Annotated in this window: 14 protein-coding genes and 3 pseudogenes; 13 read left to right on the top strand and 4 right to left on the bottom strand. The window is 68.5% G+C overall.

The features are described 5' to 3' along the window. Positions 1 to 129: 129 nt before the first annotated feature. The 5 genes and pseudogenes from AB0L56_RS30420 (at position 130) to AB0L56_RS30400 (ending at position 4,369) form a co-directional block, all read left to right on the top strand. Positions 130 to 759: an alpha/beta fold hydrolase gene (locus tag AB0L56_RS30420; protein ID WP_365429073.1), complete on the top strand. Its 630-nt coding sequence runs from the start codon at positions 130 to 132 to the stop codon at positions 757 to 759. A 148-nt stretch (positions 760 to 907) separates the two neighbouring features. Next, complete coding sequence (locus tag AB0L56_RS30415; protein WP_365429067.1) at positions 908 to 2,473, top strand: GMC family oxidoreductase N-terminal domain-containing protein; 1,566 nt, start codon at positions 908 to 910, stop codon at positions 2,471 to 2,473. Between the two features lie 194 nt (positions 2,474 to 2,667). Then, positions 2,668 to 2,859, top strand: a pseudogene (locus AB0L56_RS30410) (type II toxin-antitoxin system PemK/MazF family toxin); the annotation flags it as partial. Between the two features lie 178 nt (positions 2,860 to 3,037). Beyond that, complete coding sequence (locus AB0L56_RS30405; protein WP_365429064.1) at positions 3,038 to 3,760, top strand: GntR family transcriptional regulator; 723 nt, start codon at positions 3,038 to 3,040, stop codon at positions 3,758 to 3,760. A gap of 420 nt (positions 3,761 to 4,180) precedes the next feature. Continuing rightward, positions 4,181 to 4,369, top strand: a complete 189-nt coding sequence (locus tag AB0L56_RS30400; protein WP_365429079.1) for a hypothetical protein — start codon at positions 4,181 to 4,183, stop codon at positions 4,367 to 4,369. Here the strand turns inward: AB0L56_RS30400 and AB0L56_RS30395 are convergent. Next, complete coding sequence (locus AB0L56_RS30395) at positions 4,311 to 4,664, bottom strand: DUF2795 domain-containing protein (protein ID WP_365429061.1); 354 nt, start codon at positions 4,662 to 4,664, stop codon at positions 4,311 to 4,313. The genes AB0L56_RS30400 and AB0L56_RS30395 overlap by 59 nt on opposite strands. 139 nt (positions 4,665 to 4,803) lie before the next feature. Here AB0L56_RS30395 and AB0L56_RS30390 point away from each other — a divergent pair, with 139 nt between their 5' ends. The 3 genes and pseudogenes from AB0L56_RS30390 to AB0L56_RS30380 all read left to right on the top strand — a co-directional run. Further along, complete coding sequence (locus AB0L56_RS30390) at positions 4,804 to 5,034, top strand: hypothetical protein (protein WP_365429058.1); 231 nt, start codon at positions 4,804 to 4,806, stop codon at positions 5,032 to 5,034. Between the two features lie 104 nt (positions 5,035 to 5,138). Further along, on the top strand, positions 5,139 to 5,501 hold the full coding sequence (locus AB0L56_RS30385; RefSeq protein WP_361037597.1) for a DUF2267 domain-containing protein: 363 nt from the start codon (positions 5,139 to 5,141) through the stop codon (positions 5,499 to 5,501). Between the two features lie 233 nt (positions 5,502 to 5,734). Next, a pseudogene (locus tag AB0L56_RS30380) lies at positions 5,735 to 6,079 on the top strand (DDE-type integrase/transposase/recombinase); the annotation flags it as partial. A 100-nt stretch (positions 6,080 to 6,179) separates the two neighbouring features. Here the strand turns inward: AB0L56_RS30380 and AB0L56_RS30375 are convergent. The 3 genes from AB0L56_RS30375 to AB0L56_RS30365 form a co-directional block, all read right to left on the bottom strand. Further along, complete coding sequence (locus tag AB0L56_RS30375; RefSeq protein ID WP_365429055.1) at positions 6,180 to 7,265, bottom strand: NAD/NADP octopine/nopaline dehydrogenase family protein; 1,086 nt, start codon at positions 7,263 to 7,265, stop codon at positions 6,180 to 6,182. A gap of 154 nt (positions 7,266 to 7,419) precedes the next feature. Then, the gene (locus AB0L56_RS30370; RefSeq protein WP_365429052.1) at positions 7,420 to 9,012 is read right to left on the bottom strand and encodes an AbgT family transporter; all 1,593 of its coding nucleotides are present in this window, start codon (positions 9,010 to 9,012) and stop codon (positions 7,420 to 7,422) included. A 429-nt stretch (positions 9,013 to 9,441) separates the two neighbouring features. Further along, complete coding sequence (locus tag AB0L56_RS30365) at positions 9,442 to 11,454, bottom strand: erythromycin esterase family protein (protein WP_365429049.1); 2,013 nt, start codon at positions 11,452 to 11,454, stop codon at positions 9,442 to 9,444. A gap of 682 nt (positions 11,455 to 12,136) precedes the next feature. Here AB0L56_RS30365 and AB0L56_RS30360 point away from each other — a divergent pair. The 5 genes and pseudogenes from AB0L56_RS30360 to AB0L56_RS30340 all read left to right on the top strand — a co-directional run bounded on the left by AB0L56_RS30360 (position 12,137) and on the right by AB0L56_RS30340 (position 18,842). Beyond that, positions 12,137 to 12,466, top strand: coding sequence for a hypothetical protein (locus AB0L56_RS30360; protein WP_365429046.1), 330 nt, complete (start codon positions 12,137 to 12,139; stop codon positions 12,464 to 12,466). Positions 12,467 to 13,013: 547 nt separating this feature from the next. Further along, a pseudogene (locus tag AB0L56_RS30355) lies at positions 13,014 to 13,358 on the top strand (IS6 family transposase); the annotation flags it as partial. Positions 13,359 to 13,995: 637 nt separating this feature from the next. Next, positions 13,996 to 15,573: an ABC transporter substrate-binding protein gene (locus tag AB0L56_RS30350; RefSeq protein WP_365429043.1), complete on the top strand. Its 1,578-nt coding sequence runs from the start codon at positions 13,996 to 13,998 to the stop codon at positions 15,571 to 15,573. 315 nt (positions 15,574 to 15,888) lie between these two features. Beyond that, complete coding sequence (locus AB0L56_RS30345) at positions 15,889 to 18,369, top strand: ATP-binding protein (RefSeq protein ID WP_365429040.1); 2,481 nt, start codon at positions 15,889 to 15,891, stop codon at positions 18,367 to 18,369. Continuing rightward, positions 18,366 to 18,842 (top strand): roadblock/LC7 domain-containing protein, encoded by a 477-nt coding sequence (locus AB0L56_RS30340; RefSeq protein ID WP_055495024.1) that lies wholly within the window; start codon positions 18,366 to 18,368, stop codon positions 18,840 to 18,842. The genes AB0L56_RS30345 and AB0L56_RS30340 overlap by 4 nt, the downstream gene beginning before the upstream one ends. Positions 18,843 to 18,879: the final 37 nt, after the last annotated feature.

Here is an 18,879-nt window from a genome sequence, read left to right as displayed (position 1 = left end):
CGGGAGTCCTCCCGGACGGGGCGGTCGTCGGTGAAGCAGGAACCCCAGCGGGCGACCGCTGGAATCCCTCGCCTTTAGGCGGGGGAGGAAGTCAACGTCTTCGATCAGCGAGGCCACGGAGGATCGACGCTGGGTGCGGACGGTGTCGGCTCCGGCCCCATGGCGCAGGACTATCTGGCGGTCCTTGAGCACTTCGACGTACGCGACGCAGTGCTCGTCGGGCATTCCATGGGCGGGTTCCTCGCGCTTCGTGCCGTGCTCGACCATCCGGCCGTCGCCCGGCGGTTGCGCGGCCTGGTGCTGTTCGCGACCTGGGCAGGCCGCATCTACGACGGGGCACCGCACAACCGGCTGCAGATCCCGCTGCTGGAGATGGGCATCCTTCAGTGGCTGGCCCGCACCCGCACGGGCGGAATCCTCTTCGGAGCCGCCCAGTGCGGCAAACGCCCCTCTCCCGCGATGATCGAGGTTTTCCTCGAGGTCTTCCTGCAGCAGGCCCATGCCGCCCTCGTGCCGATCGTGCGGGCGTTCGCCCAAGAAGACCGCTATCCACGCCTGGCCGAGATCGCGGTCCCCACCGTGGTCATGGTCGGCTCGGCCGATCGCAGCACACCGCCCAGCCACGCCCGGCGCCTGACCGCCGGCATACCGGGCGCACGACTGATCACCGTGCCGGACGCCGGACACCTGTTGAACTGGGAGGCCCCCACGCCCTGGTACGGGCCGTCAGCTCCCTGCACGAGGCTCGGTGACCCCTGACGCCAAGCGGCGTCCGCGCCACTATGCGCCGCTGTGACGGGAAGTGCGGGGTCGGTTCTCGGCAGGAGGCGAACCCGCTCGGGCAATTGGCCGGTAGCACGGTGTCATCCGCCCTCCGATGCGGCTTAGGTAAAGGGGTCGAGTAGCCGTGTCGGGTGAGGGGGGACAGGTGTACGACTACATCATCGTGGGTGCCGGATCAGCGGGGTGCGTGTTGGCGTGCCGGCTCAGCGAGGACGAGAGCACCCGCGTTCTGCTCATCGAGGCGGGACCCGTGGACGACGCCCCTGAGATCCACATTCCGGCAGCGTTCAGCAAGCTCTTCCAGACCAAGTACGACTGGAGTTACCTCACCGAGTGCGAACCGGGACTGGACGGCCGCCGTCGCTATCTGCCCCGAGGCCGGATGCTCGGCGGTTGCTCGTCCATGAACGCGATGATCTACATACGTGGCAATCGCCGTGACTACGACGCCTGGGCGGCCGGCGGCGCCGATGGGTGGAGCTGGGAGGACGTCCTGCCTTACTTTCTTCGCGCCGAAGACTTCAGGGGCGCCCTGTCGCCCTGGCACTCCACCGGCGGGCCCCTCACGGTCAGCGAGGGCCGTTCCCGGCATCCGTTGGCGGACGCCTATGTCGCGGCGGCACAGGAGGCGGGCCACCGCTACATGAGCGACTTCAACGGCCCCGAGCAGGACGGCGTCGGCTACTACCACCTCACCCAGCGCAACGGTCTGCGCTGCAGCACGGCCGACGCCTATCTGCGGCCGGCCCTGTCCCGGCCCAATCTCGAGGTGCTGACCGGCGTCCCGTGCACCCGCGTACTCCTGGACGGCGACCGTGCGACCGGTGTCGAGGTGGAACGGGACGGCGAACTGCTGTGCCTACGTGCCGAACGGGAGGTCGTGCTGTCGGCCGGTGCCTACAACTCGCCGCAGCTGCTCATGCTCTCCGGCATCGGCCCGGGCAGCGAACTCGCTTCCCACGCCATCACGCCCCGCGTCGACCTCCCCGTCGGGGAAAACCTGCAGGACCATCCGCATGTCGGTCTGTGCTATCTCACCGAGACCGAGTCGTTGTTCACCGCCGAGACACCGGAGAACGTCCGCCTGCTGGAGACCGAGGGGCGCGGTCCCCTCACCTCGAACGTCGGCGAGGCCGGCGGATTCCACCGCACCCGTGAGGGACTGGACGCCCCCGACATCCAGGTGCACGCCACCCCGGTGATGTTCCACGAGGAGGGCATCGGCCTCGTGGCCGACCACGCCTTCATGTTCGGCGCGGTCCTCCTCGCCCCCACGAGCCGGGGCAAGGTCTCCCTGCGGTCGGCCCTGCCCAGCGCCAAACCACGCGTGCTGCACAACTACCTGACCACCGAGGAGGATCGCGCCACGATGATCCGGGCACTGCGGATGTTGCTCGACATCGCCGCCCAGCCCAGCCTGGCCAAGCACCGGCGTGCCGACTTCCGCGTACCGCGCTCCACGGACGACGCCGGCCTGCTCGACTTCGCCCGGCGCGAGTTGCAGACCCTTTACCATCCGACGAGCAGCTGCTCCATCGGCCCCGTCGTGGATTCCCGGCTCAGGGTGCACGGCGTCAGCGGCCTGCGGGTGGTGGACGCCTCGGTGATGCCCACCGTGGTGCGGGGCAACACCAACGCCCCGACGATCATGATCGCGGAGAAGGGCGCAGACATGATCCGCGATCTTTGATCTCCGAGAGCCACAGCAAGCCTGGTCGCAGTGGCCGGCCGGACGTAGCCACCTGCCGGGACCGCTCCTTCTCTCCCCAGTACGGCCGCAGCGACGCCGACGCCAGACGACCGCCTCTCAGCCGCCGATCGTTCCCTGTCGCCAGGGCGCCGACAACAGGGCAGGAGCAGCACTCCGTTGGGCCCACCCAACCGCCCAAAGGACTGCCCTTTGAAGGCGTGCTGCGGTTCGCGTTCCCGCGTCCAAGCCTTACTCCGTGCACATGGCTGACCACCGTGGCCCGGGACGACCTGATCGAGCGGGCGGGCGTGTTGTCCTCCGTGAAGCTCAGCGAGGTTGAAGAAGCCCTCCGTGCCGCTGGAGAGAGGAGAGAGTGGACCCCGTAGCCACCGTGTGAGCCCGGTGGCCGCGTGGTTCTGCTTCAGGCCCTGCTCAGATCTTGCCCCTATGGGAGATCACTACAGCGCACATTGGGCCTGTGGTGGCCGCAGGTATAACCGGAGATTAATTGACTGGAAAAATCGGCTATTGACCGGTCAATTGGGTGGGGCTACATTTCTGGCCATGGCAGTCCCGGCGTACCTGCGGATCCGCAACGAGTTCGAGCAGCAGATCCGCTCTGGCACACTTCCTCCCGGTAGTCGGCTTCCCACGGAGGCCGAGCTCCAGGAGCTGTACTCGATCGGTCGCGCGACCGCGCAGCGAGTGCTGAGTGAGCTGGCGCAGGCCGGGCTGGTGGAGCGCCACCGGCGGCGGGGCACCTTCGTCACCGAGGGAGCTCGGCAGGAGAACCTGCTGCGTTTTGTCAACACGTCCCTGCCGGGGCCGAAGATTCTCGGGCGGCATGCGGTGGAATCTGCGTCGGTGGTCCAGGCCCGCGATGCCGGTCTGGAGATGCCGGGTGTGGCCAGCGACACGCCCGTGCATCAACTGCGACGGCTGAAGTTCGACGTCGACGACAACGTGATCGCCGTCGAGCTCTCCGTCATCCCGTTCTCATTGGCACCGCGACTGCAAGAGGAGGATCTCGGCCACCTGACGGTGCACGACTACTTTGCCCGCATGGGCATCCCCGCGGCCAAATCCCGCATCTACATCGATCCCATCGCGCTCGACGCCGCAACCGCGGCGCAGTTGCGCGTACCCGAGGGCCAGGCAGTGATCCGGCTGCGCCGGCTGACCTGGCTGACCGACGGAAAGCTCGCCGAAGCGAGGTGGGACATCACCCGCCCCGACCTCGTCGAGTTCTTTCTCGAACAGACTATTGAGCCCGCACCGGGCTCCTAGTTCCCTGAAGTCCGCCGGTTGATCCGACCGGTGCCCGCTCACCGAGGCTACGCAGCACACCGTCTGCTGGGGTCTTGTCGAGCCTTCACCCCACGCGCGGTTTTGTCCGCACGGGGCCATGGCCTTCCCGTGCAAGACGGGCCCGCGATCGAGATCGTGCAGCGCCACTTCGGCCGGCGCTTCTCCAGACGCAAGCCTCCACAGTGTGCCCGGAGCTGTCGTACTGCACGAGCGCGTAGTCGGTGCCCGGGAAGCGGGAGTCCACGAGCCTGCAACGTTGCGCCGATCATGCGAATCCACCAGGCCGGATTCCTGACCCATGCGCCGCGCATCGCCGACCTTCCGGGAACCGCCCGCTCGTCTGCGGTGTCTCAGCCCGCTGGGCCGATTCCGACCGCGCGATTTGGTCACCGTGGACCGATGCCGATCGCATACCCGGCGCGCCGCATGGCATTCGTCGACGGCCGAGTCGATCGCCGCGTACTCACCGCCGATGCCGGCCCCGGTGAGTTCATCCCGGCCCGCAACCGCGGACAGGTCGGCCTGGCCATCAACGGCAGCTACGGGGTGGGGGCCGCCGTCGGAGCTTGGGCGCACTCGCCCTGCTGAACACCGCCCGGTTCCCCGCGGACGTCGGCCTGCGGGTGGTTTTCGGCATCGGCGGCTTCCTCGGACTGGGGATCATGCCGGTCCGCCGATGCCCCGCCGGCCCGGGCCGGTCACTGACGGACCTGGCCACCTCATCCCGGTTGCCGTACTCGTCCGGGGGAAGGGCGCGAAGCGCCTTGACCCCTTCCTCGGGCGCTCCGGCATTCTCGGCGGCCTGGACAGTTCCTCTTCGCCCCGCAGAGAAGTCGACGTCCTGCAGCGCGTCCAGCACGTCCCCTACGCTTGTGGAAGACATGCCTCCTTCTCAGTTGTTGTCCCGGGGCACTTCGTACCGGCTCGTGCTCCCCGTGGCGTTCCCGGCAGAACCGGCTGAGGGCGACGTCGAAGCATTCCGGGGAGTCCTGTGCCCGGCGGCCGAATCCAGGGGAGATCACATGCCCGGCAATCTCGAACGTGCCGCACTGCGCGCCGCGGCTCAGGCCGCCGAGCAGATCCTGGCGAACACCGCCGAGCAGGCCGAGCAGGACGAGCAGGCCGAGCGGCAGTACCCGCAGGACCCGTCCGCCCAGCGCGTCGCCGAGGTCGGGACGCTCATCGGTGCGTTGAGGGCTCTGCTGGACGCGGTGCGCCCCTTCACCGAGGAAGGCGAAGAGGACGAGCGGTGACCGGCGCTTTCAGCACCGGCTGCCGGATTCGCGCCGGCATTTCGATCACCGTTTGGGGCAGTGCATGCGCGGTACCCGTGAGGGACTGCCGGATTGGAGGCGCCATGGACAGCGACGAGTTCATCCGGCTCGTCAGCCGGCGGGCCCACGTACCCGAGGAGCAGGCCAGGGAACTGACCCGGGCCACGATGCTGACGCTGGCCGAGCGGATCACCGGCGGCGAGGCCAAGCACTTGGCCGGCGTCCTGCCCGCCGAGATCGCCCCGCCCCTGGTCCCACCGGAGGATGTCGCCCAGAAATTCGGCGTTGCCGAGTTCGTCCGGCGAGTGGGTGAACGTGCGGGCGTTGATGAGACCGTGGCGCGCAGGGGCGTTGCGGCGGTTTTCATGACTCTGGGAGAGGCCGTCCCCGGCACGGAGTTCCAGGACATGATGTCGCAACTGCCGAACGAGTTCCAGAACATCTAGCGTCGGACATCCCGGCGCCCGGAACACGGCGGCGCGCACGCCGTGAGAATCGCTCGCAAGCGCTTGTTTGACATCCACCGGGCCGGTGGGAGGCTGGAAGAAGCGGTGGCGCGGCATGTGCGCCTTCCCGGTGCCGCATTCAAGGGCCCGGCGCCCATGGTCGGCTTGCCATGCCTGTCGCGTGGTGTGACGCGAGTTCCACCGACTTTACGGACCCGGCATGAGTACTCATCACCGCCCCGCGGCCGGGGCTGAAGTACATGGGCGACATCACCTACCTGCCCCTGGAGGACGGGGAGTTCCTCTACTTGGCGACCGTGCTGGACTGCTTCGGCCGCAAGGTCGTCGGCTGGTCGATCGCCGACCACATGCGCACCGACCTGGTCGTCGACGCCCTGCGGATGGCCGCCCGCACCCGCGGCGGCCTGGACGGGGCCGTGTCCCACTCCGATCACGGGTCCCAGTACCTCTCCCGGGCCTTCGCCGACCTCTGCGACCAGCTCGGGATCACCCAGTCGATGGGCGCCATCGGCAGCAGCGCGGACAACGCCGCCTGCGAAAGCTTGCGGAGCAAGCTCAGGCTCGTGTGACAAGGCATGTGCGGTGTGGGAGCGAACCGGTGATCGGTGGCCTCGGCACCCCGGAGTCGCGATACCGGTGCGCTCCCCCTTCAACGGGTCAGTAGACCGAACCTTCGATGAAGGCCGCTCGAATCGAGCCGACGTGCGAGCCGAGCAGTCCCAGGGACTCCGCGGTCCTGCCCTCGGCGACGAAGTCACGTCCGCACAAGGTGTTGCTCAGGGCGATGAACGAGTCGGTCAGGGGCATGGAGAGGCCGATCTGGGCGGCCAGCGAGCTCCAGATGACCAGCCCGAACGGAACGTCCTCGGTGAAGTAGCGGTGGTTGACCGAGTCCGGTTCGGGGAAGGACTGCCGACCGTATCCCTGCACGATCCGTTCGACGAGCGTGCCCTCGGTGACGTCGTAGGCACTGGCGAGGAAGTCCCAGAAACTGGTCGCCTCTACTCCCAGTGCGTGGGCCAGGCTGAGGCGCTCTCGGTCGAGTGCGTCGATGACCTCGGCGATGCGGGGCGTCACCAGGGTGTGCTGCGGGCGGCGGTCGGAGTCCTCGACCGTCTTGAAGTTCAGCACGGCCGGCGGCACATGGTAGATGGGGTTGCAGTTGAAGAGCCCGACAGCCAGCGCGTCCTTACCCGACACGTAGCGCTCACCGAAGTATGTGCCCAGGATCGCCAGGGCCTCAGGGGTGTCCGTGCTGGGTACGGCGGCCAAGGGGACGGAGTTCTTGATCGCCCCGATGTAGACGTGGGCGGGCTTGCGCAGGCGGCAGGTGTAGAGACTGGTCGGTGTCTCCGCTATGAGGCAGCGCTTGCGGCCGGCGAGCGCGAACATGCGGGCGAGTTCGACGCCGCTGCCCAGCACCCCGGGCTGGATCAGAACGAGCTGGGAGGGTTCCAGCACGGCCGCGAGCTCATTCGAGATGAAGGCGTGCGCGAAGGCCGGCGCGGCGACGATGACGGCCTGCGCGCCGTCGACGGCTTCCTTCAGGTCGGTGGTGAGCACGGCGGGCTTACCGTGGCCCTCCACCTCGCCGACCAGGTCGATGCCGCCGCCATTGGCCTTGATCGGTTCGAGATCGTGGCCCCACCTGTCGAAGAGCCGCACGTCGTGGCCTTGGAGCGACATGTGGCCGGCGATGGCCTGACCGACATTCCCTGCACCGATGATGGCGATACTACCCATTTAGTGGGTTCTCTCTTTCTGATTAGGTTTGCACGGATCCTCGGCTCTGCCGAGGCTCGGATTGCGCAGGGGCTGCTGAGGTGGTGAGAGCCGCCCTGCGGTCGTCGGACGCCAGCTGCTTGACAGGGGTCCGTGGGCGGTCGGCCCGACGGGCTTATCTGACGGGGACGCCTGGTCCGAGGGGGATTCCGAGGGTGTACCAGAGGGCGAAGAAGGCCGACCACGAGATGAGCACGGTGAGTCCGATGGGAACCGTGAAGGACAGCACGGTGCCGATGCCGGCGCCTTTGCGGAACTGCTGGACGAAGCCCAGGGCCAGGACGAACCAGGCGTTCATCGGAGTGGGGTTGGTCACCGAGTCGCCGATCGCGAAGGCGACCATGGCGGCCTGCGGAGCGAGCCCGATGTACATCGCCAGGGGGATGATCACCGGGGCGAGGATGGACCACATGGCCGAGCCGCTGCTGATGATGATGTTGAGGCCGCTGATGGCCACCGCGAGCACCAGCAGGAGGACGAGGTGGGGCGCGTCCAGCGACTTGAGGAGATCGGCACCCTCGACGGTGATCACGGAGCCGATACCGGTCCAGGTGAAGTAGGCGAGGAACTGCGAGACCACGAAGAAGAGAACGATCACCGGGGCGATAGACCGGATGCCGTCCGCCATGACGGACGGAACGGACGACAGGGTCGGGATCGTGCCCATCTGCCTGCCGTACACGATCCCGAGGAGCGCGAACAGCAGCGCGATGAACACTGCGATGTTCGCCACGACCACGGACTGGACGATGCTGCCGCCCTCACCGAGGAACGGGGATCCCGGCAACAGGAGCGCGGCCACTGCCAGGACGTAGCCCACCAGCACCGCGGCGGATACCTTCATGGCCCGCTTCTCAACGGCCGTCAGCACGATCGCGTTCGGGGCACCGGTGTGCTCGCCGGTGCCGTCGTGGTGGGCGTTGAAGATTTTGTTGCAGGCGGCCTCGTCCTCGCGATTCGGCATGAACTCCGGTCGCTTCGCCAGGACCAGGTCGACGGTGAGGGCGATGACAGCGGCGAGGAACACCGAGGACGCCGCGGTGAAGAAGTAGGTGGCGACCGGTGTGATGACGTAGTGAGGATCGACGGTGTGCGCGGCCGCGGTTGCGAGCGAGGAACGGATGGCGTCGGACGGTGTGACGAGGGGGCTGGCATTGAATCCGATCGCCGTCGACGCGTACGCGACCAGAAGGCCCAGCAGCGGGCTGCGCCCCGCGCTCCGATAGGCCAGCGCGCCGAGCGGGATCATCACGATGTAGGCCGAGTCGCTCATGACGTGCGCGGTCATGGCACTCAACGCGATGGAGAAGGTCAGCCAGCGAGTGGGCATCCGGCCGATCGTGACGCGCAACAGAGCGGTGAGCAGACCGCTGCGCTCCGTAACACTGACGCCGAGCAGCACCATTACCAGAACCGCCAGGGGTGGGAACCCGGCGAAGTTGTCCAGGACGGACTCGGCCGCGAACTTGGCCCCCGCCGTAGAGAGCAGGTTCTTCACCGCGACGGCGTCGCCCGTTGAAGGCAGCGTGACGGACACGTGGGCTGCGGCCAGCACCGCGCTCGTCACGGCGAGGACCGCTGCCAGAATCCAGAACAACCAGAATGGATGGGGCAGTTTGTTTCCTGCTCGCTCGATGGCGCTGAGCACCCGAAACAGTCGTTTATCGGAGCCGTCGGCGACCGGTCTGCTGCTCGCAGTTTGAGTCATCTCTGAGGCCTTTCGAGTCGATAGCGCTGGAGCGGTGAGGGCGAATGGGGATGATCTCTCCGACTCGCGCGTCGGACGGCTGCTGGTGCATCCTTGCGGCGAAGGCGACGACGAATCGCCTGGGCCATCAGGGCGAAGATCTGCGTGTGAAACTGCGTCAGGGAAATGTGGACGCGGCTGGGCTCTAATCGGGCCGGGCGGCGCGACGGCCGGGCAGGTTCATCGGGGAAAGCTGTTGGTGAAGGCACCCATCTGACCTGCTGTGGGGGCTCAAGCAGATGGGCATGATCGGCCGAGGCCATGCGCCGACCAACCCGGCGCGGTCGATCTGTGCAACGGCAGCACGCAGGAGATCACCCACGCCGCTGATGCCCGGGCCTCTGGCACGGGGCGGGCGGCTCCGGTGCCTCGTAAGGGCGACGGCAGCTGTCATACGGCGAACGGGTAGGTCTCGGGAACCTCGCCTTCCTGCCACTCGGCCGTGCGCTCCAGGGGTTCGACTGCCCGCGTCTCATCGATGTGGATGACGCCGTCGAACTGGTCCGACACGCGCGCGTGGAAGTAGTGGCTCTGCCGTTCGGTCTGCGGCCGGTAGATGACGCCGATCGCCCGTTCGAGGCGCGCCTTGCGCAGCGTGTCGGCGGCCAGGGGCGTCCGGTTGAACGGAAGCAGGAACTCCTTCTCGCCGACCTGGTGGAACATGTCCTCGACGCTGTCAACGAGTGCCGGGCGCACCGCCTTGCGCATGGCCGGCCCTCCCCAGTCGTCCGCGGCTGTCACCGTGCCGGTGTAGGTGGTGAAGCCCAGCAGGCAGCAGTTCTCAGGGTGCGCCTGCCGCACCAACTGGCCGACGTTGAACTCGCCGCGGAGCGCGGCTTCCGTGCTCCGGGCATCCCCGAGGTGGGAGTTGTGCTCCCACACGACGATCTTGGCGGGGCTGCTCCGCTGGTGGCTGAGATGCACGGCGAGCGCCTCCAGGGTCTCCACCATGTGGCGGTCACGCAGGTTCCAGGACGACACCTGCCCGCCGAACATCGTCCGGTAGTACTCGGCCGCGTTCTTGACCGTGCGCGCGTTCTGTTCGGCATAGAACTGGTCGTCCTCGGCGAGCAGTCCGTCCCGTCGTGCGTAGTCCACCGCATGGCGCTGCAGCTCGACGAGTTGGTCCACGACCTGCTGCTCGCAGGTCTCACCCGCTCCGAAGGCGGCCTCGAACCCCCAGGCCTGGGCGTCGCCGTCGGTGTTGTAGTGATCGAAGCAGGCGTAGCGCTCGCGGGCCCGCTTCGCCGCCTCCGGATCGACGCGGTCCAGGTAGTTGATGACTTCCTCGATCGAGCGGTACAGGCTGTAGAGGTCGAGACCGTAGAAGCCCGCTTTCGCGTGCTCGCCGCCGGAGACCCGGTCGTTGTGTTCCCGCAGCCATCCCACAAAGTCCAGCACCGCAGTGTTCCGCCACATCCAGGTGGGGAACCGCTCAAAGTCGCGCAGTGACTCCTCGGCCGTGACGTCGTCGCTGTGGTCCCGGACATAGCGGTTGACCCGGTAGGCGTCGGGCCAGTCGGCCTCGGCCGCGACCGCGCAGAAGCCCTTCTCCTCGATCAGCCGCTGCGTCATGCGGGCGCGCGCCTGGTAGAAGTCGTGCGTGCCGTGTGAGGCCTCGCCGATCAACACGAAGTGCGCGTCGCCCACCAGGTCGAACAGTGCCTCGTCGCTGGGTATGCCGTCCTCGACGGGGAACGCCTCGGCGCTGATGAGAGCGACCTCGTTCACCCCCTCCTCGGCCGGCTCCGCGGGCCTGCTCGCCGCCCGGCGCAGCAGCTCCCGCACTTCCTCGTCCGTGACCTGGCGGAAGTCCCAGTAGGACTCGCCGACGGCGAAGAACGGCGACGGGGTGGTGGCGCAGACGACGTCGTCGACCATGTCGGCCAGCTCGCGGCAGGTCGACTCGGGGGCGGCAGGCACCGCGGCGACGATCCGCGCCGGCCGGTGGCGGCGCAGGGCCTGGATCGCGGCGCGCATGCTGGCCCCGGTGGCAAGGCCGTCGTCGACGAGGATCACCGTGCGGCCCTCCAGCTCGGGCGCGAGCCGTCCCTCCCGGTAGGTCTGCTCCTGGCGCAGCAGCTCCCGGGCCTCCCGCTCGACCGCGCTGCGCAGCGTGCCCGGCAGGAGGCCCAGGCCCCGGACGACGTCCTCGTTGAGCACCACCACTCCGCCGTCCGCGATGGCTCCCATCGCCACCTCCTCCTGACCGGGCACGCCGAGCTTGCGGACCAGGAAAATGTCGAGTGGGGCATCCAGGGCCGTGGCGACCTCGTACGCCACCGGAACGCCGCCGCGCGGCAGGCCCAGCACGATCACATCGGGATCGCCGCGGTAGCGTTCCAGGAGCTTGGCGAGGACCCGGCCGGCATCTGCTCGATCACTGAACAGGCGGTTCGACATGGGTCAGCTCCTCGCGGTGTGCGGTGCGTGACCGAGGCCGGGTTCCGATGCGCGGCTCCCGCGACCACGGCGAGGGATGCACGGCTTTCGTCGTCGTTGTTGAGATCATCCCCGCGTGCCCGGCGGGTCGCACGAACCGGCCCCAGTCGATGGGAGAGGTTCGACCTTTTCGCTGTTTCACCGACAGCGGCTCGTGTACGACGAATCTGTGCCCATCATACGTCCGGCGCCACAGGCCGGGCCGGTCACGCGGCACCCGCCGTGGCCGGATGCGGGGCGCACCGGTCGCCACCCGGTCACCGGCCCCGATCAACCTGGTGAGCGCAGGCCACCTGTCGGCATCGTGCGCCGCCGGGACCACGACGCCTCGTCAGCCGAACCACCGCTGCGATCGGCCACCGCGGGCGCCGGCGTCCTACCGGCCCGCGGCAGCGGTCTCCGCGGCCGGGTGTCCGGCTCGGTCTGCTGTTCCTTGAATCCCATGCCGAGAGGGCGGCCGAGTCCCAGGACGTCTTCGTCCACCCGCTGCAGATGACGCAGTGCCACCTGAGTGAACGCTTCCTTGTGGTTCGCGGGTGATGATGTCTGGTGGTCGGGGCCGTAACCCTTTCTGTCAAAATAAGTCGAGTCAGGCATACTGGGTGATTCATTGAGTCGAGGGCGGAGAAGGAGTAGTGCCCGGGTGGCCAGCAGGAACGACCACGGGACCCCTGATCCGCAGGTGGAGGCCCGCCCTGCTGCGGCGGGAGGGCCTGTACTCCTCGTTGATCACAACGTGCGGCAGCAGCGGGACAAGGGCGCCCTGGACGCACTCGCCGCGCCGGCCGGACGGCCGAAGGTGGACCCGCGGGACCGGGAGATCGCGAAGCTGAAGGCGGAGAAGGCCCGCCTGGAGGCCGACCTCGCCAAGGCCCGCACCGTCATCGAGGTCCAGGGAAAACTCTATGTGGGGGTGGCTGCTGAGCGCACGAGAGCGGACATGTGCTGTTGGAGCTCGTTTCGCAGGGCGTGATGCTGCGGTGTAGCGGCTTGCGTCAGCGCTGTCCGGGCCCGGTCTGTGGAGGCGTCTGGGAAGGCCACGGGTTGGGTGGAGCAGCGGGGGCAGGGGGTGTTTGCCCTGACCCGAAGGGCGCTGAGCCGAAGGGCGCCGCACCGGGGGGCGTTGGTGCGAACGGGGCCGGGACGGCTGACGGTGAAGCCTCGACCGAGCGTTCCTTGCGGGCCCCCACCGCGACGGAAACGCCCGCGATCTCCAGAGCGATCCCGGCCATACCGAGGAGGGTCGGAGTGTGCAGGCCGTCCTCGGTGCCGCAGATCTGCACCGGCTCCTGTCCTATTTTCGTGGCTCGGCACTGCCACCCTGTGGCGTCGTCCATGTCCCATAGGGCGGCATAGGCGAGTAGGGCGAAGCCGGAGAGCATCAGGGCGATCTGCAAGGTGCGGGCTATCGGTGACATGGTCAGTCACCATAGCGGTCAGGGTGGGATCTTCGGGCACTGTCACGTTGGCCGGCCGGGTGGGATGATCTTCCGGTTAAGCATGGTGGAGGGGTGGGGTCCGTGGGCGGTACGCCGCCGTCGTGCAAGGGGCACCGGTATCCGGTCGAGATCATCGCGCACTGCGTGTGGCTGTACTTCCGTTTCCCGCTGTCGTTCCGCGAGGTCGAGGAGCTGATGCTCGAGCGCGGCGTGATGGTCTTTCACGAGACCGTCCGCCGCTGGTGCGCCAAGTTCGGGCAGTGCTACGCCAACGGCCTGCGCCGCCGACAGCCCCGGCCCGCGGGCAAGTGGCACGTGGACGAGGTCTTCCTCAAGATCAACGGAGAGCAGAAGTATCTGAGGCGGGCCGTCGACGCCGATGGCAACGTGCTCGACATCCGAGTCGGAGTGGACCGCGCAGCGGCCGAACCTGGCCGACGAACCAGCCTGAGCAGCCCGACCAGCTCCACCTTTTCGGCCTGACGTCGGCCTTCGAGACCTGGTTGTGGTTTGAAGGCCGACGTCGTCGTGTGGGGTGCGAGTGGATGTCGTTGCGGCCCACGGGCCCGGGGAGGTCCCGGCGGAGACGGTGCCGGTGGCGCGGCAGCGCTCCCGAGGGGAAGCCTGGCACTCCGGCTGCTGGGCGAGTTGGGCCGCTGTTCCGCGACGAGGAGTTCACCCATCCCTTCCCCGCGCGCGGTCGGCCTGCCAGGCCGACGCTCGTGCCGGTGCCGCAGTTCCTGGATGGGCTGACCGATTCGGTGACCGGCGCGGCGCCGCGGTGAACTGCTGAGATCCCCGGCCGTGGTCCTGTCCACCCCCGTCCGTCAGACCCGGCCCGATCTCTTGCACCATTTCCCGGTGTTCGATGGGTGTTCGATGGGCATGTGTTCTAACCTCCTGACGATCCGTAATGGGGCGATGACCGCGTTGGCGAGGCGGTCGGCTGTGGCGTGCGCGAAGCCCGGCCGACTGGCCTTTGCCCGCATGGCAGAGGTGCTGCGCGTCATCCGAGCAGTCAGCGCGCCATGAAACGGCCCTGATGTGAAGGCGACACCTGCCCATGACCGAGCACGGAAACAACCCCAGCGGAGCGATGAGGCGAAGAACCGTCCTGCGTGGTGGTGGCGGCCTGCTCGCCACGGCCGCGGCGGGCCTGCTCCCGGGGTGCTCCGGGTCCGGTGGCGACGACTCGGGAGCCAGGACCCCGAAGAAGGGAGGCGTCCTGCGCGTCGGCTGCACCGGCGGCAGCGCAAAGGACACCCTCGACCCTCACAATCCCGTCATCTGGCCCGACCACGCACGGGCGGTGAACCTGTTCGAGCGGCTGTTCGTCCATGACGAGAGATACCGCGTCAAGCCCCTGCTCGCGGACTCGATGGAGCCGTCCAAGGACGGCAGGGCCTGGACGCTGAGGCTCCGTTCCGGGGTGGAGTTCCACAACGGCAAGACCCTGGATGCCGACGACGTCATCGCCTCCCTGCGCAGGATCGCGAACCCCAAGGCGCCCGCCGCCGGGGCCAGCAGCCTCGCCGTGGTCGACGTCGCGGACCTCAAGCGGATCGACTCCCTGACCGTGCGGATCCCGCTGAAGACTCCGTACGCCCTGCTGGAGGACCTGCTCGCGCAGACCGTCATGGCTGTCGTCCCGGCGGACTTCGACCTCAGGAAACCCATCGGCACCGGCCCGTTCGTCTACAAGTCCTTCACCCCCGGGGACGAGAGCGTCTTCACCAGGTTCGACAACTACTGGCGTCGCCCGGCCCATGTCGACCAACTGCACATCATCGACTTCCCCGACGACACGGCCAGGGTCAACGCGCTGCTCGGCCGGGAGATCGACGCCATGGACAACCTGCCGCTCGAGCAGATCGAGCTGGTCCGGGCCCAGGGCTGCAAGGTCCTGATCTCGGAGCCCGGGGCCTGGACCCCGCTCACCATGCGCCTGGATACCGGTCCCTTCGACGACGAGCGGGTCCGCCAGGCGATGCGGCTGATCGTCGACCGGCCGCAGATGGTCCGCCAGGTGCTCAGAGGACAGGGACGCATCGGCAACGACCTCTACGCACCCTTCGATCCGGCGTACAACCACGATCTGCCGCAGCGCGTCCAGGACCTCGACAAGGCCAGATTCCTGTTGAAAGCCGCCGGGCACGAGGGGCTCAACGTGGAGCTGGTCACCTCCAACGGCATCGGCATCGGCGCGGTCGAGACCGCGCAGCTCTTCGCCCAGCAGGCCAGGGGCGCCGGGGTGACGGTGCGGGTCCGCAAGACCGACTCCGCGACCTTCTACGGCGACAAGTACCTGAGCTGGCCGTTCGCCATGGACTACTGGTTCACGCGGAACTACCTGGCGCAGGTGGAACAGGGATCGATCAAGGGCGCCCCTTACAACGAAACGCACTGGAAGGACCCGGAGTTCGCCTCCCTCGTCAACCAGGCCCGCGGCCAGTTCGACGAGGGCAAGCGCAACGAACTGCTCAAGGCGGCCCAGAAGATCGAGTACGAGCGCGGCGGCTACATCGTCTGGGGCTTCAAGAACCAGGTCGACGCGTACGCGGCCGGGGTCGGCGGACTGGTCCCCACCCCCAGCCACCCCTTGTCCGACTACCGGTTCCGCGACTTCTCCGTCGACGGCTGAGGGCCGAAGCCGTGCACGGGCGCCGCCCGGCAGGGCAAAGACCGCCGCCCGAGCGCCGGGCTCCTCGAAGGCCCGGCCCCGGACCGGCCGGCACGCCCATCGTCACCGTTCTCTCTGCACGACGCTTGAACCCCACGGGCAAAAAGGCTGTAGTCTCCGCCCGTTCGGACAAGCGATACAGATCAGCACGGCAACTCACCCAGGCAACAGAGCAGCTTGCCCGTACGACATCGTTCCGGAGGCTTGGTGTCCCCGCACAAGGTGGAAGCAGCGGAACAGGCACGTCGGGGAGCGCGGGTTCGGCGAAGGGCCGACGTGTTCCTCGACCGCTGGCCGTTCCAGCGCAAGCTCAATGTGCTGGTGATCATCCCCGCCGCGGTGGTCGCCGCCATCCTCGCCTACGTCATCGCGGGCCAGGTCGCACAGGCGCAGTCAGCGGCGCGCACCGCGGCCCTCGTCCGCAGCAGCGAGCAGGTCGCCTCCCTCGTCGACGACCTGCACAGGGAGCATCAGCAGGCGATTCTGCTCTCGGTGCGCTACCAGGCCGCGGAGCCCGGTGGGCCCGCGCCGTCGCCGCGGGACTACCGCCGGGCCCAGTGGGCCGTCGACCGCCAGGTCGCCGAGGTCCGCTCCGCGTTCGGATCCCGCCTTCCCGCGGCGGAGAGCAGGGCGTTGCGGGCCGTCGCCGGGCTGACCGGGCTGCGCAAGACGGTCGAAAGCGCCTACCTCCCGGCCGACAGCATCGACCCGGCCTATAGCTCCATAGTGTCCAACCTCATCGACGGGCTCGGCCTCGGCGGATCCGCGGGCGGTGCGGTGTCGTCGCCCGAGAACGTCCTGGACACCCTGCTGCGCGCGGACGCCGCGCATGCCGCGTTCGAGACCGGTGTCTTCTCCGCCCAGACCGGCGACTCCAGCGCGCTCACGGAATTCACCGGCGCGGTGGGCAGCCTGCAGCTCTACAACCACCACGCCCAGCGCTTCAGCCGGATCGCCTCGGTGGCCCAGAGCGGTCGGCTGGCCCGGATCGAGCGCAACGCGCACCAGAACGCCATCCGGTCCGAGTTCGCGTCCCTCCAGTTCGATCCCTCCTCCCTGGAAGCCAGGGACCTCGACGAGGTGCGGGCGGCCGTCGACAAGGCCATCGCGGCGTATCCGACGTACGAGAAGCAGGCGTCCACCCGGCTGGAGATCACCCGGTCACTGATCCACCAGATCGCGGACGACGGCGACCGGGCCTCTTCCGAGGCCTGGTGGCGAGTGGGGTGGCTGCTGACCGCGGTGGTGCTGATCTTCGCCTTCTGGCTGCTGCTCTCCCTCCTGGTCCGGCGCTCCGTCGTGCGGCCCGTGCGGATGCTGACCGCCGCGGCCCAGCAGGTGGCCAGGGCGACCGGGCAGGAGCTCGCGCGGGTGGCGGACGACGAGGCCGAGGACGACGGCCGGCTCAGGCTGAACGCAGTCCCGGTGCGGGCACGCGACGAGATCGGCACGCTGGCGGAGGCGTTCAACGAGGTACAGGAGGCGGCCGCCGCCCTGCTGCAGCGCCAGGTGCTCAGCCGGCGCAATGTGGCGGAGATGTTCGGCAACGTCGGGAGACGCGTCGGCAACCTGACTGCGCGCCAGCTGGCGCTGATCGATGCGGTCGAGCGTGAGGAGACCGACCCCGCGCTGCTCGACCAGCTCTACCACATCGACCACCTGGCGGTGCGCCTGCAGCGCAATGCCGACAGTCTGATGCTGCTCGCAGGGCTGGCGGAGACCGCTCTCGAGGCCCGGCCGACGGCGCTGACCAACGTCGTACGGGGCGCGCTCGCCCAGATCGAGGAGTACCAGCGGATCCACCTGCGTGTGCTGGACGAGGTCACCGTCGCGCCCGACATCGTCGGCGATCTGACCCTTATGCTCGCCGAGCTGATGGAGAACGCGGTGGCGTTCTCCCCTGCCCAGAGCCCCGTCGAGGTGCGGGTGCGCTCCCAGGGCGAGGCGGCGGTGGTCGAGGTCGTCGACCACGGGCTCGGCATGAGCGCCGAGCGTCTGAAAGAGGAGAACGAGCGGCTGGTGCGCCGCGAGCGGCTCGACCTTGTCCCCACCAAGGTCCTCGGGCTCTTCGTGGTCGGCCGGATCGCCCGGCGCTGGGGCATCAGGGTCACGTTGACCGCGACGATGGGCGGTGGGGTCACCAGCAGGGTCTTCATCCCCTCGACGCTGCTCATGCCGTTGAGCCACGTGCCCGCGGTGTTCGCGGGCGAGGACTTTTCCTCGTCGGTCCTCCCCACCCGGAGTCGGCCCGTGGGGCCCGCCAAGCCCCCAGCGCTCACCGGGCCTGCCGTCACATCCGCCGTTCCCCAGCAGCATCCCCAGCCCTCGCGGCGAACCCCCGCGGATGGCGCACCGGGGGACAACACCGGGAAGGAGCCCGCACCGTTGCCGCGACGTGTCCCGCGGACCGCGCACACGGCCGATCCGCCGCCCGAAACCCGGTCCGCGAACACCGCCGAAAGGGCCGCAGCGCACGCGCAGGAACACCCGGATGACGAGGCACTCACCCCGGCACCGGCCGCGCCGCCGCTACGGCGCCGCGTGCGCGGCGCCACGCTCGAGAACGCCGCGGCGGCACGCCGGCCGACGCCGGCGTCGCGCCGGCCGCTCGACGCGGAGGCGGTCCGCTCCTCGATCGAAGAGTTCGAGGAGGCGGTGGCCCGGGCCGAGCGCGAGAGCGCGCAGCCGGGACAACAGCCGACTCGGATGCCGGCATCACCAGAATCCCCGGAGGGACCGGAAGGAGTGGGGCAGTGACCACGTCGACAGGTGGAACTCAATTCAACCCAGTGGAGCCCGTTGACCTGCGTGCCGCCGCAGAGGACTTCACCTGGCTGCTCAACCGATTCGCGACGGAGACCGCGGGCGTGGTGGATGCCATCGCCGTCTCCTCCGACGGTCTGCTGATAGCGGTCTCGCGGCTGTGCGACCACGCGGACTCCGAGCGTCTCGCGGCGATCGTCTCGGGAATCACCAGCCTGGCCGCCGGCGCTTCGGGCAACTACGGCCTCGGCGCTCTGAACAAGGTGATCATTGATCTGGAAGGAGGCCATCTCCTCGTCTCCGCGATCGGCAGCGGATCCGTGCTCGGCGTCGTCACCTCGAACGAGGCGAAGCTGGGGAACGTCGCCTATGAGATGACCCTGTTCGCCAACCGGGTGGGCGCGGCCCTCAGCCCCGAGCTGGTCCTCGAGCTCAAGAACAGCGTCGGTTCCCCGGCCACCGGGTGAACCGTCCGCCACCACATGCAGCAGGAAGGAAAGACCC

The sequence above is a fragment of the Streptomyces sp. NPDC052079 genome (assembly GCF_040680275.1).
Lineage (GTDB): Bacteria > Actinomycetota > Actinomycetes > Streptomycetales > Streptomycetaceae > Streptomyces.
Note: the sequence above shows the minus strand (reverse complement) of the source record. Positions and strands in the feature narration are given on the sequence as shown.